At 58.5% G+C, this 15,935-nt stretch carries 17 protein-coding genes and 1 tRNA gene; 6 read left to right on the top strand and 12 right to left on the bottom strand.

Translation table 11 applies throughout. From position 1 onward, the window contains the following. Positions 1-122: 122 nt before the first annotated feature. The 3 genes from RBB47_RS20120 to RBB47_RS20110 form a co-directional block, all read right to left on the bottom strand. Positions 123-722 (bottom strand): short chain dehydrogenase, encoded by a 600-nt coding sequence (locus tag RBB47_RS20120; protein ID WP_305987670.1) that lies wholly within the window; start codon positions 720-722, stop codon positions 123-125. Further along, complete coding sequence (locus RBB47_RS20115) at positions 719-1,081, bottom strand: MerR family transcriptional regulator (RefSeq protein ID WP_305987669.1); 363 nt, start codon at positions 1,079-1,081, stop codon at positions 719-721. The genes RBB47_RS20120 and RBB47_RS20115 overlap by 4 nt, the downstream gene beginning before the upstream one ends. Positions 1,082-1,315: 234 nt before the next feature. Beyond that, positions 1,316-1,453 carry a hypothetical protein gene (locus tag RBB47_RS20110; RefSeq protein ID WP_305987668.1) on the bottom strand — a complete coding sequence of 46 codons (138 nt, stop codon included), beginning with the start codon at positions 1,451-1,453 and terminating at the stop codon, positions 1,316-1,318. Positions 1,454-1,589: 136 nt separating this feature from the next. On the opposite strand from RBB47_RS20110, the gene RBB47_RS20105 reads away from it, so the two are divergent. The 4 genes from RBB47_RS20105 (at position 1,590) to pheT (ending at position 7,339) form a co-directional block, all read left to right on the top strand. Beyond that, entirely contained in the window at positions 1,590-2,507 is a 918-nt protein-coding gene (locus tag RBB47_RS20105; RefSeq protein WP_305987667.1) for a LysR substrate-binding domain-containing protein, read from the top strand. 589 nt (positions 2,508-3,096) lie between these two features. After that, positions 3,097-4,179 carry a phenylalanine--tRNA ligase subunit alpha gene (pheS, locus tag RBB47_RS20100; RefSeq protein WP_305987666.1) on the top strand — a complete coding sequence of 361 codons (1,083 nt, stop codon included), beginning with the start codon at positions 3,097-3,099 and terminating at the stop codon, positions 4,177-4,179. A gap of 26 nt (positions 4,180-4,205) precedes the next feature. After that, complete coding sequence (locus RBB47_RS20095) at positions 4,206-4,859, top strand: phenylalanyl-tRNA synthetase subunit alpha (RefSeq protein ID WP_305987665.1); 654 nt, start codon at positions 4,206-4,208, stop codon at positions 4,857-4,859. Positions 4,860-4,921: 62 nt separating this feature from the next. After that, complete coding sequence (gene pheT, locus RBB47_RS20090) at positions 4,922-7,339, top strand: phenylalanine--tRNA ligase subunit beta (RefSeq protein ID WP_305987664.1); 2,418 nt, start codon at positions 4,922-4,924, stop codon at positions 7,337-7,339. A gap of 36 nt (positions 7,340-7,375) precedes the next feature. On the opposite strand, the gene RBB47_RS20085 is transcribed toward pheT, so the two are convergent. From RBB47_RS20085 to RBB47_RS20075, 3 genes are all read right to left on the bottom strand, one after another. Beyond that, positions 7,376-7,702 (bottom strand): hypothetical protein, encoded by a 327-nt coding sequence (locus tag RBB47_RS20085; RefSeq protein WP_305987663.1) that lies wholly within the window; start codon positions 7,700-7,702, stop codon positions 7,376-7,378. A gap of 215 nt (positions 7,703-7,917) precedes the next feature. After that, positions 7,918-8,253 (bottom strand): hypothetical protein, encoded by a 336-nt coding sequence (locus RBB47_RS20080; RefSeq protein ID WP_305987662.1) that lies wholly within the window; start codon positions 8,251-8,253, stop codon positions 7,918-7,920. Positions 8,254-8,279: 26 nt separating this feature from the next. Further along, positions 8,280-8,621 carry a hypothetical protein gene (locus RBB47_RS20075; RefSeq protein ID WP_305987661.1) on the bottom strand — a complete coding sequence of 114 codons (342 nt, stop codon included), beginning with the start codon at positions 8,619-8,621 and terminating at the stop codon, positions 8,280-8,282. Between the two features lie 182 nt (positions 8,622-8,803). Here RBB47_RS20075 and RBB47_RS20070 point away from each other — a divergent pair, with 182 nt between their 5' ends. Beyond that, a complete protein-coding gene (locus RBB47_RS20070) occupies positions 8,804-9,451 on the top strand; it encodes a nucleotidyltransferase family protein (protein WP_305987660.1) in 648 nt (215 codons plus the stop codon). Between the two features lie 42 nt (positions 9,452-9,493). Here the strand turns inward: RBB47_RS20070 and RBB47_RS20065 are convergent, their stop codons facing one another. The 6 genes from RBB47_RS20065 to RBB47_RS20040 all read right to left on the bottom strand — a co-directional run bounded on the left by RBB47_RS20065 (position 9,494) and on the right by RBB47_RS20040 (position 15,363). Then, positions 9,494-10,165: a DUF2161 domain-containing phosphodiesterase gene (locus RBB47_RS20065; protein WP_305987659.1), complete on the bottom strand. Its 672-nt coding sequence runs from the start codon at positions 10,163-10,165 to the stop codon at positions 9,494-9,496. A 65-nt stretch (positions 10,166-10,230) separates the two neighbouring features. Beyond that, positions 10,231-12,087 carry an aminodeoxychorismate synthase component I gene (gene pabB, locus RBB47_RS20060; RefSeq protein WP_305987658.1) on the bottom strand — a complete coding sequence of 619 codons (1,857 nt, stop codon included), beginning with the start codon at positions 12,085-12,087 and terminating at the stop codon, positions 10,231-10,233. Between the two features lie 191 nt (positions 12,088-12,278). Continuing rightward, entirely contained in the window at positions 12,279-13,769 is a 1,491-nt protein-coding gene (locus RBB47_RS20055; protein WP_305987657.1) for a methyl-accepting chemotaxis protein, read from the bottom strand. Beyond that, the gene (locus RBB47_RS20050) at positions 13,766-14,089 is read right to left on the bottom strand and encodes a hypothetical protein (protein WP_305987656.1); all 324 of its coding nucleotides are present in this window, start codon (positions 14,087-14,089) and stop codon (positions 13,766-13,768) included. Before RBB47_RS20050 ends, RBB47_RS20055 begins: the two co-directional genes overlap by 4 nt. Before the next feature lie 252 nt (positions 14,090-14,341). Next, entirely contained in the window at positions 14,342-14,998 is a 657-nt protein-coding gene (gene msrA, locus RBB47_RS20045) for a peptide-methionine (S)-S-oxide reductase MsrA (RefSeq protein WP_371932820.1), read from the bottom strand. A 146-nt stretch (positions 14,999-15,144) separates the two neighbouring features. Continuing rightward, the gene (locus RBB47_RS20040; protein WP_305987654.1) at positions 15,145-15,363 is read right to left on the bottom strand and encodes a hypothetical protein; all 219 of its coding nucleotides are present in this window, start codon (positions 15,361-15,363) and stop codon (positions 15,145-15,147) included. A gap of 428 nt (positions 15,364-15,791) precedes the next feature. Here RBB47_RS20040 and RBB47_RS20035 point away from each other — a divergent pair. Further along, positions 15,792-15,881: transfer RNA gene (locus RBB47_RS20035), tRNA-Ser, on the top strand. Positions 15,882-15,935: the final 54 nt, after the last annotated feature.

Raw genomic sequence — 15,935 nt, 5'->3', positions numbered from 1 at the left:
CGCTCTTCACACGCTTCCTTGCGTGATTTCGCCATTTATGCCGCCAAATCGGCTTCATTTATGGGTCCGTACCCTAGAGGTGTCAAAATCCAGGCGGCGCGCGGAACCATCCGCGCCCCGGCTCAGTCAACGGTCACGACCTGCCCCGTATTCGCACCTTCAACGCATTTGGCGTAGGCCAAGCCGACGCGCTTTGAAGACACCAGCTCGTGACCTGGAAACATGGCGCCGTACTGATCTGCCGACACTTCCAGAAGTCCGGGGCTGACAACGTTGATGCGCAAGCTGTTCGGCATGTCGATTGCTGCGGCTTTCACAAAGCCGGCGAGGGCGCCATTTGCGGTCGCCGCGCCGGCCCCCTTGCGCACGGGATCGCGATCAAGGATACCGCTTGTCAATGTGAATGACCCGCCGTGGTTCACAACAGCCAAACCTTCAAGAACGAGATTGATCTGCGTCAGCACCTTGTTTTCCAGGCCGAAGCGAAACCTGTCGACCGTCATGTCCGTTAAGAGGCCGAATTCGACCTCTCCAGCGGCGGAAATAACGGCATCGACAGGCCCGACCTCGCGATACATGGCGCCGATGCTCTCCGGCGACGCCAAATCGACATTCACATCGCCGGACGAGCGTCCGGCGGTGATGATCTCATGCCGGCCCGACAACGCGTCATAGGCTGCCTTACCAACGTCGCCGGCGGCTCCCACGAGAATGATCTTCATGACAGGTCTCCTTCGATTTTGTAATATGCGGCGATCTTGTAGGCCAGCACCTCGTTGCACCGATCCAGATCCATCCGCCGCTGCCGCAGACGTTCTGAGTGTTTCAGCAACAGTTTCCTGCGGTCTGCAATGGTCACCTCGCCATCGCGATAAAGGGCGGCGAAACGCTGCATTTCCTTCATCGGCATACCGGTCTTGCGCAACCAGTAGAGCAAGGTGAGCCATTCGATATTTTCAGGAGAAAAGCGGCGCAGACCATCTGGTCCGCGTTCAACCGCCGGCACAAGTCCCGACTTCTCGTAGTACCTTATCGTATCAGCGCTGAGGCCGGATTTTGTTGATGCTTCCGAGATCTTCATGGCTTCCCCGTTCTTCAGGGCAAACCTACCGGGCTGGAGTGACTCCAAGTCAAGTGCTCAGCCTGACACCGGCCGAAAAAATCTTCGTCAGGTGGAAAAGCGCCCTTGAAAACAGAAACGGCGCCGGGTGTGAACTCCGGGCGCCGTTTTCTGTTTCAAGTCTAAGCCAGACCGGCCATACCGTTGTCAGGCCGGTCAGGTCGTTGGGTGATCAGCGTTTCAGCTGGTCTTTGCTCATCTCCTGTTGAGCGGCAAGTCGGCCAGTTCACGCTGGCTCATGCGCTGGATGGCCGGGTGGGACAGCGGGTCGGTGCGGTCATACCAGGACAGCGATGTCGCTCTCATTTGGCGGCGCATAAACAGTTTCATCATGACTTTCAGTTTCCTTATTCTTGTTTTTGTTTTCATGGCCAAATTCCTTGTTTGAATTTAGCTATGCTGGATATATATCGCCTTTAACCTCCATAAAAAATCGACTTTATCTGCATTTCAATTTAGAATAACTAAAATGAAAAATCTGAACAGAATTCACCTCTCCGGGCTCAGGGCCGTTGAGGCGGTTGCCAGGCTCGGGTCGATCAAATCGGCAGCCGACGAGCTTGGCGTGACCGTCGGCGCGGTGAGCCAGCAGGTTCAGAAGACGGAGGCGCAGCTGGGCGTACAACTGTTCGAGCGCCGGAACCGCCTGCTCTTGCCGACCGCACACATGCTCGCGATGCAGCCGCACCTTTCTTCCGCAATGTCGTCCCTTTCCACCGCCGTTGCCACGACCGAGCGAGGACGCGAAGACGCCCTGACCATTTCGGTCGCGCCTGTCTTCGCCGGCAAGTGGCTGGTGTGGCATCTGAAAGACTTCAACAGGGCTAATCCGGGCATCCGGGTGCGCGTGGAAGCGACTGTCGATCTCGTCGATCCCGATACAAGCGATGTCGATCTTTGTATCCGGGTCGGGCGCGGCCCCTATCCGGGCCTGAATGCCGAAAAATTGCTCAATCAGCGGGTCTTTCCGGTATGCAGTCCGAAGCTGGCAAAAGACATTCGCGAACCGGCGGACATCGGAAAGCTGCCGATCATCCACGATCCGGGCCAAATGTTTTCCTGGAAAACCTGGCTCGACCTGTTCGGACTGGACGAGCGTATTTTGCAGGACGGACCGACCTTCTCGGACGGGTCGCTTTGCCTCGATGCCGCCATTGCCGGCCAGGGTGTCTTTCTCGCGTGGGAAACGCTCGCTGTTTATGCCGTTAAAGCCGGTCAGCTCGTCTCACCTTTCCCGCAGCGTCCCGCGACCGGCTTCGGCTACTGGCTCATCAGCGGCCGGAACGCACCGCGCACCAGGGCCAAGCAGGCTTTCGGAGACTGGCTCAAGGCAGAATTACAATCCTCGATCGGACGGCCGAAAGGCGCGGATGAGGTGGAGGAATAAGGAAAGGCCACCCGTTTGCGAACCGTCGTTCCGGACAAGTAAGGCAACACCCAACGCAGATCCGGAACAACACCATTGGAGAGACAGTAGAAATGCGAGACACTAGGGTTCTCATCCTGAGGAGCGCGCTTGCGCGCGTCTCGAAGGATCAATCGCAAACCGATGTGCAAGTGGCCATCCTTCGAGACAGGCCTTTGGCCTTCCTCAGGATGAAGGCGATTGGTTGGAAGAGGGTTTAAGGCGCGGCGAAGAAAACACAAGGACCGCCTTTCCACTTGCCATCTTGCAACTCTTCAGTACATTAGCGCCCATGATCAACCGTATCGCACATCGCAGATCCAAGGGCTGTGCCGCAAGTCAAATGCGCGCAGCACGTGACGTTGTGCGCATTCGGGAACTGCAAGGGCCGGCCTGCGGGCGATTTATGCGCTGATGCGCCAGGTCTTTCTTCCTTGAAATCAGGCGCTTTTCCATTCACCGGGGGCTCACGCAATAATGCGTTTGAGGCCGTGGCATTGTGCGCAATTATTCGCTAAAAGACCCCGACTTTAATTCCGCGCGCTGCGCGCGAAACGACGACCGAGCACGCATGTCCAATCTCGATACTTTAGAATCCGATCTTCTGACGGCCATTGACGACGCGGAAAACGAAACCGCGCTGGAAGACATCCGGGTCCATGCCCTTGGCAAGAAGGGCAGAATTTCCGAGCAAATGAAAACGCTCGGCAAGATGACACCGGAAGAACGTCAGGTTATGGGCCCGGCCCTGAACGGGCTGAAAGCCAAGATCACCGACGCTATCAGCGCTCGCAAGGATATCCTTGCGGAGGCCGCACTCGAAGCGCGTCTTGCCAGCGAAACGGTGGACGTCACCCTGCCGCTGCGCCCGTCACCGGCTGAAAGCGGCCGTATTCACCCGGTCAGCCAGGTGATTGACGAACTGACCGCTATCTTCGCTGATATGGGCTTTTCCATTGCCGAGGGCCCGGACGTTGAAACGGACGAGCTGAACTTCACGGCGCTGAACTTTCCCGAAGGCCATCCGGCGCGCGAAATGCACGACACCTTCTTCTTCAACGAAAAGGAAGACGGTGAACGCCTGCTTCTGCGCACGCACACGTCACCGGTCCAGATCCGCACCATGCGGAACCAGGAGCCGCCGATCCGCGTCATCATTCCAGGGCGAACCTATCGTTGTGACAGCGACCAGACCCACACGCCGATGTTCCACCAGGTGGAAGGCCTTGTGATCGACAAGGAAAGCCACTTCGGACATCTGAAGTGGGTCCTTCTGGAGTTCTGCAAGGCGTTCTTCGAGGTTGACGACATCAAGATGCGTTTTCGTCCGAGCTTCTTCCCGTTCACCGAACCGTCCATGGAAGTCGATATCCAGTGCGATCGGTCCGGTGGAGAAGTGAAGATCGGCCAGGGTGAAGACTGGCTCGAAATCCTGGGCTGCGGCATGGTGCACCCGAACGTGATCCGCAACTGCGGCCTCGATCCGGATGTCTATCAGGGGTTTGCCTGGGGCATGGGGATCGACCGGATCGCCATGCTGAAATACGGCATGCCGGATCTGAGAGCCTTCTTTGACGCGGATGTGCGCTGGATCCAGCATTACGGCTTCCGTCCGCTCGATCTGCCGACACTGTTCGGCGGCTTGTCCAACTGATCACCCGAAACTAGGGGCGACACTTCATGTCACTGCTGACCCGCATGTTCCTCGTCGTTGCGCTGTTCCTGGGCGCCATCCTGCCGGTGGCGGCCCAGACGACGGACCTGGAGGAGCGCGTGCCAACACCGACGTCCTTCATGGAAGCCTGCGCGGAAAAAATCGAAAACCGCGGCCGGTTGCGGTTTTGCGCTGAGTACTTCCGCGACAAGCTCGGGACGGAAGCAGACGCACTGCTCTATCTGCGGGACCGCATCACGACGCTCAGAGCCAACCACGAGGCAAGCTCGGCGGAAAAGTACCAGAGCTTCCTTCAGGCGATTTACATCGTCGCCTTTCTGACGATCGCCTCGATCGTGCTGATCGCTTCGGACAAGCGTATCAGCGGGACGGCCAAGTGGGCCGGGCTGACGAGCACGGCGGCTCTACTGGTGATGGTCATCATCGTTGCCATGGGATGGCTGGGCAAATACCGGGCGGAATATGCTGCTCAGGTTGAACTCGGCATTCTGCGCGACCGGATCGAGGCCGAGGCCGCTCAAGCGATCGCGACCAATTCGCAGATCACACCGGACATGGTGCGCCGCTGGACCGGCGAGTTTGGCGAAATCGGCCGCCGCTTTGCTGAGAACTACGGTGACGCCACCGTGCTTCCCGAAGTGAACCGGTTCGGCAACTGACGCCTCTCTACGACAGAATTCACGGCCCTTGCGCGCCGCACATGAGATAAAGAGTAACGCAGATGAAATTCACACTTTCCTGGCTCAAGGAGCACCTGGAAACCGATGCCAGCCTGGAAGAGATCGTGGAACGCCTTACCATGATCGGGCTGGAAGTCGAAGAGGTTACCAACCGCGCCGACCGGCTGAAGCCATTCAAGATTGCCAGGGTTCTGGAAGCCGAACAGCACCCCAACGCCGATCGGCTGCGTGTGCTCAAGGTGGATACGGGCGAAGGCGACCCGGTCCAGATCGTCTGCGGTGCGCCCAACGCCCGCGCCGGGCTTGTCGGCGTGCTTGGCAAGCCGGGCGACTATATCCCGGGCCTCGATGTAACACTGTCGGTTGGCAAGATCAGGGACGTGGAAAGCTTCGGCATGATGTGTTCGGAGCGCGAGCTGGAACTCTCCGACGAGCATGACGGCATTATCGATCTGGCCGAAGATGCGCCTGTCGGGATGAGCTTTGCCGAATGGGCAGGTCTCGACGAGCCCGTGATCGAGATCGGTCTCACACCGAATCGTCCGGACTGCACCGGTGTCTACGGCATTGCCCGCGACCTGGCGGCTGCCGGTCTCGGCAAACTGAAGGAACGGTCTCACGAGCAGATCCGGGGCAGCTACCCCTGCCCGGTCGACGTGACGCTCGATTTCGGCGACACCAAACCGATGTGCAAGGCCTTCGGTCTGCGCCTCGTAAAGGGCGTGAAGAACGGACCGTCGCCCAAATGGCTGCAGGATCGTCTGAAGGCGATCGGTCTCAGGCCGATCAACACCCTCGTCGACATCACAAACTACATCACCTTCGACCAGGGCAGGCCGCTCCACGTCTTCGACGCGGACAAGGTGCACGGAAACCTGGTGGTCCGGCGCGGCAAGACGGGCGAAACGATCGAGGGCCTCAACGGCAAGTCCTACGAGATCGACGAAACGGTCTGCGCGATTGCCGATGACAACGGTGTCGAGAGCCTCGGCGGCATCCTCGGCGGCGAACCCTCGGGCTGTACGGAAGAGACGGTCAACGTGCTGATCGAATCCGCCCTGTGGGACGAAGACGACATTGCCGCGACAGGACGCAAACTCGGCGTCAACACCGACGCGCGCTACCGGTTCGAACGCGGTGTCGATCCGGACTACATGATGCCTGGCCTTGAATACGCGACCCGCATGGTGCTCGATCTGTGCGGCGGTGAAGCCTCTGAACCGATCCAGGCCGGCGAAGTGCCGGAGAACAGCAACATCATCGACTTTCCCTATTCCGAAATCCGCCGCCTCTCGGGTGTCGAAGTCTCGCTGGCCGAAGCGAACCTCACGCTGAAATCGCTCGGTTTCTGGATTTCCGGCTCCGGTGACACGGTCAAGGTCGCCGCGCCAAGCTGGCGGCCCGACATCGAAGGCAAAGCCGACCTGGTGGAAGAGATTGTCCGCATCATCGGCCTTGACCGCGTTCCGCTGACACCCCTGCCGAGGACAGGTACCGTCGGCCAGAAGGTGCTGACGACCAGCCAGATCCGCCGCAACAAGGCACGGCGCGCCCTGGCCGCGCGCGGCTTCAACGAAGCCGTGACCTGGTCATTCATTGCCAAGCCGCAGGCAGAACTGTTCGGCGGCGGAAGCGCCGCGCTGGAACTGGCCAACCCGATTTCACACGAGATGTCTGATATGCGCCCGAGCCTGCTGCCGGGTCTCCTGATGGCTGCCCAGCGCAATGCGGACCGTGGTTTCGGCGATGTGGCCTTGTTCGAAGTCGGACAAGTGTTTCAGGACGACACGCCGGAGGGCCAGAAGATGGTTGCCGCAGGCGTGCGCCGCGGCACGGCAAAGCTGCAGGGCGCCAGCCGGCACTGGTCCGGTGCGTCGGCAGACGTGGACGTTTTCGACGCCAAGGCCGATGCGGAAGCGGCCCTCGCAGCGATCGGCGCGCCGGTAGAGAAGCTGCAGGTCTATCGGGACGCGCCGGACACGTTTCACCCGGGCCGCTCCGGTTGCCTGAAGCTTGGACCAAAAAACACGCTCGCGGTTTTCGGTGAAATTCATCCGCGGACCCTGGCGGCCCTTGACCTTGAAGGGCCTCTTGTTGCGTTCGAGATCCATCTCGATGCGTTGCCGCAGCCGAAGAGCAAGGGCGGGCGCTCAAAAGGTGCTTTGAATGCCAGCCATCTCATGCCAGTGCGGCGCGACTTCGCCTTCCTGGTCGGCAAGGATGTCAGCGCGGAAGCGATTCTGAGAGCCGCCCGCGGTGCTGAGAAAAACCTCATCGCCGAGATCACTCTCTTCGACATCTATCAAGGTCAGGGTGTTCCGGACGGCCAGAAGTCCGTTGCGATCGACGTGCTGCTGCAGCCGCGCCAGAAAACGCTGACCGACGAGGAAATCGACGCCGTCGCCAAAAAGATTATCGCAAATGTCGAGAAGTCGACCGGCGGTACCCTGAGGGGCTGAGGCAGGCGCTCTTAAACGCCTTACCGCGCAGTTGCATCAATTGTTGTTGGTGTTTCTGCGCGGATCAACGCAGATCTGCACCGGGCACTTCGGCTGGTCCTTGGTCGGCACATTGGTCGTGCGCAGCGTCTGGTTGGAAAAGCAGCTGGCCCGGCTGGTCACATAGCGGTCGAACCTGACCGGCCCGGATCTCAGATTGATCGCTCCGAACCTGCTGATGAGCTCGTGGGTCTGCCGGCAGGTCAATTCAACCGTATTCGGCTGGCGCCGCGTTTGTGCGTCAGCCGGCTGCGAGAACTCGATTAAAAAAATTGCACAAAGTCCTGCCGCCGCCAGTGGCCCTGCAATCTTAAGCTGCTTCATTCTATTTATCCCGCCCATCGCAAGACCATGCCTGTCCCGACAGGTTTTTGATTGTTTTAATCTGGTCCGGCATCGAGAAGTAGGCAATCCTTGTTGCATGTTTGTGAAACGGTTTTGAAATGAAACGGTTCACTCACAGAGCCGTACAAGTCATACACCGACGCAAACGTCATTACGACCATATTCGATAATTCTTGACCAAGAGATAATGCTGCTTACCGATTGTTTCGGCTTCTGAAACATCTGTTGCCGACGGCGCATTTGGGATTGTCCAATGTCGGTGCGAACTTGGGGCGCATCTGGTTGGTTTGCGGCATACAATAGCGCACATCCGCGATGAAGGTATCGAATGTCGTCGGCCCGGTCGTCATGATCACGCTGCCGCGCTGCTTAACCAGATCCTGCGCCTGAGAGCAGGTCAGTTTCCTGGTATCCGGCCGGCCGGATTGCGCGGCTGCCGGCTGCTGCGCCTGTGCCAGAAATGAAAGCGCGCATAACAGCAACAACGCACGCCAGGCGCGGGAAGGAGATTTGTCAAAACGACTCACCATGGCCAGACCTCCTGGCGAACGGCACCTCAATCAAAGAACAACAGGCTTTGCGGATCGACGCAGCGCCGCACGAAGCACCGCCTGCTGTCCTTGCTCGGAACATAATCGTTTCTGGCAACCTCGCCGTGCTGACAATAGCTGCGGTTGGCGACATATCTGTCAAAGGTGTTGCGGCCTGTGCTCAATACAACAGCGCCCCGCTGGTTGACCATTGACTGAACCTGGGCGCAGCTCATTGCGCGCGAGTCCGGCCGGCCCGACTGGGCATCGGCTGGTTGGGCAGCAAGAAACATAAACCCGGCAGCGGCAAGCGTCACCGAAAGCAGATTGCCTGCAGAAGCGTGTTTTGAAACGAATGACTTGATCATAGGGAATTTCCAAAAACTTATTTGTCTCTAGGAGATGGCACCTGTCCCCCTTGAGTCAAGCGGCTTGTATGCGCGCAGATAGGGCCTCACTTTCAACCATCCCGGAGACTGGTAGAGACGGTGCCGGTGCCTTGGGAGCCAGAATCGGCTAGGGTTCCAGTTTCTTGCAACAGGTTGAGTTCATGTCGAAAAATTCCACAGCCGGGCGCCTTATGACGCGGCTTGGCGACCCCTATGGCGCCACCGAGGAGGAGCGGTGCGAACACCTTTCAAAGACCCTTTCAACCATACCTCACATTGTGGAGATCCTGCGCAGCGTACGCGCGCTTGACCTGCCCGATGCCTGGCTGGTGTCCGGTGGCGTCTATCAGACTGTGTGGAACGTTCTCACCGGCCGGCCAATGCTTCACGGCATCAAGGACTTCGACATCATCTACTTTGACGGCAAGGATATTTCCTACGAGGCTGAGGACGACGTCATCAAGCGCGTCAACGAGGCGTTGCCGGAATTTGCAGACCTTCTGGAGGTGCGCAATCAGGCACGGGTGCATCTTTGGTACGAGCAACGCTTCGGGCGCCCTTACCGCCCGCTGGACTGCTCGATGGACGCGCTGACGACCTACGCCGCAAGAACGCACGCTGTGGCGGTTCGACTCACAAGAGAAGATCGATTGGCCGTTCACGCCCCGTTCGGACTTGCCAATCTCTTCGCGATGCGGTTGGTGCCCAACTATTCGCAGATGAACCCGGAAACCTATGCCGAAAAGGCAGCACGCATGAAGGCGCTGTGGCCGGAGCTGGAAGTAATTCCCTGGAAAAACGAAGCGTAGCAAGCGGCAAGGCTTTTATCGTGTTCGCAATGGCGAGCCGGACTAAGCTCCAACCGTCTTTTCATCCAGGGACTCCCGCCCCTTTGGCGTAAGGCCGTAAATGCCCCGTTCAACACGCTCGAACCAGCCGTAGTGGTCGTCCGCCATCATGCGGGTCGCGCGGCCAACACCGGTTGCCTTTGCCACGTCCGCGCCGCGGCATGGACCGTTGGCGTGAAGATGGGCGGCGCAGCGCATCGCGTCCTGGCGATAAGCTGTCACCAGGGTGGTGCGGGTTGACCCGCCCGTGTTCGGATCGCCGACCCGGCGGGAAAACTCCCTGAGCAATCTGTCCTTGCGCCGGCTGGACTTGCGCGGTGCGTAAGGTGCCGGATCGAGGTGGACTTCGACAAAACCATCGGCAAGCCTGACCGTGATGACGCCAAGGCCGAGCCTGCGAGCGAGCTTCAGGTTGTGCTTGAGCGCTTGCTGGAACCGCCGCCCGGATCCTCGGGCAACGGCGACATAGACAGCATCAGTCATGGACTGTCGCGCGATGGCCTGATGAAAAAGGCTCAGGGTGAACCCGGTTTTGAGTTCCACAATCACCGGCTCCGCCTCTTCGCGGCAGGCAACAATGTCGGCAGCGCCGACCTCTGCCTTGACCTCATACCCCTGACCAACAAGGTATGCCTTTACGGGCGCATAGAGTTCGGTTTCCAGAATTCGGGCCATATGGTCAGCCTAGAGCCAAGCCCTTAACGCCCGGTTAGACGCGGCCATCCGCGGATCAACAGATCTCAGCCGACCTGTCTCGTGATCGCGACCACTGTTTCTGCAGCCGGCTGGTCCTCGACCGAAAGCGATGCCGACAGCATGCGGCCCCGAACCAGGCCGCGCACCGAATTGCCGACAAAAATCTCGTCAGCGTCTTCCAGATCCGCAAGTTGCAGATCGGCTTCGCGTGCAAGTCCTGTTTCCAGGAGACCGGCGCGCAACGTGCCTGGCAGGACTCCATGATTGAGGGCCGGCGTCAGGAGCTGTCCGTTCTTCCTCAAAAACAGCGTCATGTAGCTGCCCTCTGTCAGAAAACCCTGCTCGTTCAGGAAAAGAACTTCCTGACAGCCGGTCTCGGCCTGATAGCGCATGCGGGTGTCGTCGTAAAACGCACGGTTCGTGGTCTTGTGATAGAGGAACGGATCGCTCGAGCGCGTCGTTTCCCTGGCAAGCACCAGATTGTAAACAGTGTTCTGGTCAACCGGCGTCAGGTCCGTGGAAGTGATGGAGACACCGCCATCGGCATTCAGCAGAAGCCGGACACGGCGCGGACCGGTAAACTCCTTCGCCTTTTCAAGCAATTGTTTGCGCACGTCTTCGAGTACACAGCGAAACCCGAGATAGGCTGCCGATTTCTGTAAACGCTGCAAATGCCGCTCGAACAGGAGGTATCCCTCGGACGGGTCGAACGCCATCGTTTCAATCAGATCGAAGTCGGGCGTTTCTTCGGTCATGAATTTCAGCTTGAGCACGCACTCGTCATATTCCGGTGCCGCGCCGGAGTCGAACACGACTCCCGACCCGGTGCCAGCCTCACCCGTTCCGTCGTCTCGAAGGACAAGCGTGCGGATCGCGACATTCAGCCTGAAGTCGCCACCCGGCGCCAGATAGCCGATCGATCCGGTGTAGACCCCACGAGGCCCGCTTTCCAGATCATCGGCAATTTGCATCGCGCTCAGTTTGGGAGCGCCGGTGATGGAGCCGCATGGGAACAGGTGCTCGATCACGCTTGCAAAGCCAACGTTCAGAGGAACTTCAGCCTCCACCGTCGAGGTCATCTGATGAAGGCTGCGGTACCGTTCCACGTCGCAGAGTTTCGTTACCCGAACCGAGCCGGTCTCGGCGATACGCGAAAGGTCGTTGCGCATCAGGTCAACGATCATGGTGTTTTCCGACCGCTGCTTCGGATCGCTCGCCAGCTCCCGGGCAATCCGTGTGTCCTCCGATGCAAACCGGCCGCGCGGTGCGGTTCCCTTCATCGGGCGCGTACGCAAGCATGTGCCTTGCCGCTCGAGGAACAGTTCAGGAGACAGGGACAAGATCGACCTGTCCGCCATGCGGATAAAGGCGGCGAATTCGACAGGTTGCCGGCGCATGAGATCCAGGAACAGGTGTTCAGGTGCTCCTTGATGCGCCAGGCGCGCCCGGAGCGTCAGGTTGACCTGATAGATGTCCCCCTTGGCGAGGTGGGACCGGACCCGATCAAAGGCATCGCCGTACGTTTCGCGATCCATGTCGAAACGCGGCTGCGCAACGGAGGCGTTCTTGTCACCGGCTCCTGTTTCAAGCAGCCCTCTCGCCTCATCGAGAGAAATCTCCGTCGCCTCATCATAGATGCCGAGCCAGAGAAGTGGCTCGCCGGTTTGCTCAAATCGGCGCCTTAGTTTTTCTTCAAAGGCAAAGCCGAGTTCGTAAGCCAAGTAACCGGCAGCGAATTTTCCGGCAGCCTGGGCGGCTTCCAGACGGTTCAGACACCCAGCCACATCTTCAAGCCGCGAGCAGGTAACGACTTCGTCCGGGTTTGCAAAAAGCATGGCTGATCGCTGCTTCAGAAGATCCAGAAGCAGAATAGATCCGGGCTTGAGCTCACTTGCAGACATGGTTCTTGCCGATCTTAGATACAGGCAGGTTTTACGACCATATTGTGCCCTGTTTCCAGAGGCTCAAGTGGCTCGTAAAGAGCGGCTCATGACATCCAAGCGACATCAGGTCAAGTTTTCTGTCGGAAAGACAGAAAAATGGCCGGCTGAATCACAGCCGGCCAAGTCAATTTCGTACGTCTTGTCTGTTATTACGCTGCGGCGACGTCGCGCAGGAATGTGTCGATCGCACGCCGCATGTCGGATGTTTCCGCATCGAGAACTTCGGTCGCTTCGGCCATGGAAGATGCGGACTGGCTCGTGCGTTCCACCGATTCGCGCACGCCGCCGATATTTTCCGCAACACGGCCGGTTCCACCTGCTGCTTCCGCAACATTTCTGGAAATCTCCTGCGTCGCCGCCCCCTGCTCGTCGACGGCGGCTGCGATTGCGGCCGTATAGCTGTTGACCTCGTCCATCGTCGCCGCGATCGCGCCGATGGATTCCACGGCATCCTTTGTTTCCGCTTGAATGGCGGAAATTTGTGCGCCGATCTCCTCGGTTGCCTTGGACGTCTGGGTTGCGAGCTCCTTGACCTCGGCGGCGACGACCGCAAAGCCCCTGCCCGCTTCACCGGCACGGGCTGCTTCGATGGTCGCGTTGAGCGCAAGCAGGTTTGTCTGCTCGGCAATCGCCTGGATCAAGGTGACAACTTCGCCAATGCGATTGGCTGCCTCTGCGAGACCTGCGACCTTCTGGTTGCTCGTCTGCGCATTTTCGGTCGCCTGCATGACGATACCGGTCGTGCGCTCAACCTGACGCGAGATCTCGGAAATTGACGAGGACAGTTCCTCGGCGGCTGACGCGACCATTTGCACATTGGAGGAAGCCGTCTCCGACGCGTCGGAGACCGAACTTGCGCGGCCGGTCGTGTCCTGCGCTACTTCGCCCAGTTCCACCGCCGAACCGCGCATCTCGTGAACCTTGGCACCGACACCGTTCAACTTGGCAGCGATTTCATCCTGGAAAACCGAGATCCGCTCGCTGATCGATACCTGCTTCGCACGCTCCATTTCCGTGTGCTGGGCATTTTCCTCCTGAAGATGGATCGCCTCGGTCCGTGCTTCTTCAGCTTCCTCGCGCGCCTGATCAGACGCCATGAAGGCGTTTGCCAGCGAGTTCGTCATCCACCAGAGCGCTCCGACTTCCGCGACAACAATGACTGCGTGAAAGACAACCCGGGCCAGGTCGGCGCCGTTCGGAAACACAGCCCAGGGCATGATGAAGTTCAAGGCCAGATGGTGAACCGCAACCACACCGGCGTAAGCGACAAGCGCGCGCCAGTCCACCCAGCTTGCCAACATGGCCAGAACGGCGAAGAAATACATGTGGCCGTCAAGCTGAAAGGAATTCTCGCCAGCCGGTGTCGACAGAGAGGCGACAAACAGGGCCACAAGCCCGGCAAGCGACATCGAAGTTGCCAGTCGCGTTTCCACACCGGCACCGAACTTCATCCATGCGGCTGTCGACGCGGTGGCAAGCACAAGCGCGGCCCCGACGACTGTGACCAGGGAAACATGACCAACCAACCAGGCGGTCACCGCGACCAGGGCAACATTGAACCACGTGAAGTAGATCGCGATCTTGGCAAACCGCTCCCGAAAGCAGTCAAGACCCGATACCCCTGCAACCATTCCGCTCATATTGACTTCTCCAATGAAACCCCGGTCCAGCGCGCGCAGGCAGCTGCGATTGCGGACGAGGCAACAAAACCGGCGCCTGCCTCATAGAGCCGGTCGATAAATTGCTTGTCGCTTGAGACAGTCAAGGCGACCCATGTGCCGTCCCTGACGAAGATGATCCTGCCCTCTGCACTCGCGATGACTTCAAGCGCGGGCTTACCCCATGGCTTCGCAAAAACCGCGACGACACCGTTGCCGCCCGGCGTCAGCGAACCGAGAAGCATCAGGACACAACATCCCAGGAAATAGACTGCCGCAAAGATCTTTGCGGAGCGGTTCATCGAATCGTCCCCAAGCACACATGCATTCAAGGAGAAGATTGCTCCGTAATTTTAATAAAACCTGAATTATCGAGGCTGGGGCTTTGAAATAAGTGTTTCTTTGCTCAAACTAATTCCAGATACGACTTAGGCGCACGCCGGGTGAAGATTTAGATCCACGGTATTATTTACGATGACCTAGGGTCAGTGCCCGACGTTCAACAAAAAGCCGGGGCCAAACGGCCCCGGCGCTCATGTTTCGTCCTTTCGGGTTTAGGCGCTCTGGCCAATGCCGCTCGGGCAGGCAACACCGGTGCCTCCGATACCGCAGTATCCCGCCGGGTTCTTTGCCAGATATTGCTGGTGATAGTCCTCGGCAAAATAGAACGTGTCGAGCTCCCGGATTTCTGTCGTGATTGATGCCGAGACACCGCCCTGTTTCAAAGCATTTTGATAGGTATCGCGCGTCGTTTCCGCGAGACGCAGATCTTCGGCGGAGTTCACATAAATGGCCGACCGGTATTGCGTGCCAGTGTCGTTGCCCTGTCGCATGCCCTGGGTTGGGTCATGGTTTTCCCAAAATACGCGCAACACGGTTTCCAGGCTCACGGTATCCGGGTCGTATACAACAAGGACTGCCTCGGTATGTCCGGTGCGGCCGGAGCAAGTCTCGTGATAGGTTGGATTGGGCGTGTGCCCGCCTGCATAGCCGACAGCAGTGACATGGACGCCCGGCAACTGCCAGAAGAGCCTCTCGGCGCCCCAGAAGCAGCCCATGCCGACAAGCACGGTTTTCATTCCCTCAGGATACGGGCCCTCAAGTGGCCTGCCATTCACAAAATGCGGCTCCGCCGGTGAAATGGCTTCGCTGCGCCCCGGCAGAGCTTCGTCTTTGCCCGGCAAGGAGAATTTTTTGGTCAGCATGGTCATGAAAGACATTTGGGGTCTCCTGGATAAGCCGGCTCGCTTTGCCGCAAGGGCCAAAGCAAGCCGGTGTCACAAGCATTGCCCGCAAATGTGGCGCACTTGGAAGAACTTTCCAAGAGGTCTCACGCATGCGTGTCCGTCAGGTCTTCTCAGGCGAACTGAGGCTGATGCTGCCGGCGCCGGGCACCCATCCAGAGAAACATCAGGCCGAGCGGGGCAAACACCGCCCATACGGGCCAGGTCATCGCCGTCAGCAGGACCGGGTCCCAAAGGGCCGGATGAATGTGGCGTTCTATGGCGGGTTGGAGGATCGGGAACGTATCCGGGAAAAGTTCAAACAGGAACTGTCCGAGCGGTTCCAGGCGCATTTGAGATTGCGCGATCGAAACGCTCGCATCAGAGATTCCGGCTATAATGGCAACGGCAAGGAGAGCCAGTCCGAGCAATCGGAATAAAAACTTCAGCACACTAAACATTTTTGTTTCTAGCCTTTTTTAAGAAATTCGCGATTACCCGCGATTTCCAGAGTCCATGCAGACGCTGCGATCAGACGAAACAGGGACCTGACTTAGAGTAATAGCGCAAATCGTATACACAATATTTGATGCACAACACATTTTAGTGAGAGCCAGCTGATGAAAATCAATGTTCAGCGTGCTCAGCACCGCTCAATAGGTCGGTATTCTAAAGCAAAAACCACAGACCGCAAACCCATCAAAAAAAACGTGATCGGGTGCTTGCACTTGACCTCTGGCTGAGTATATTGCGCGGCACTCAAGCGGGTCCCGCTTTGGATGGACAGGTGGCCGAGTGGCTGAAGGCGCACGCCTGGAACGCGTGTATACGGGCAACCGTATCGAGGGTTCGAATCCCTCTCTGTCCGCCATATCTCATAAGTGCTGGTTTTATCGCACTCATTTCAAGAAATGATCCTCAGCTC

The organism is Roseibium sp. MMSF_3544 (genome assembly GCF_030732845.1).
Lineage (GTDB): Bacteria > Pseudomonadota > Alphaproteobacteria > Rhizobiales > Stappiaceae > Roseibium.
This window is presented reverse-complemented; position numbering and strand designations above follow the sequence as displayed.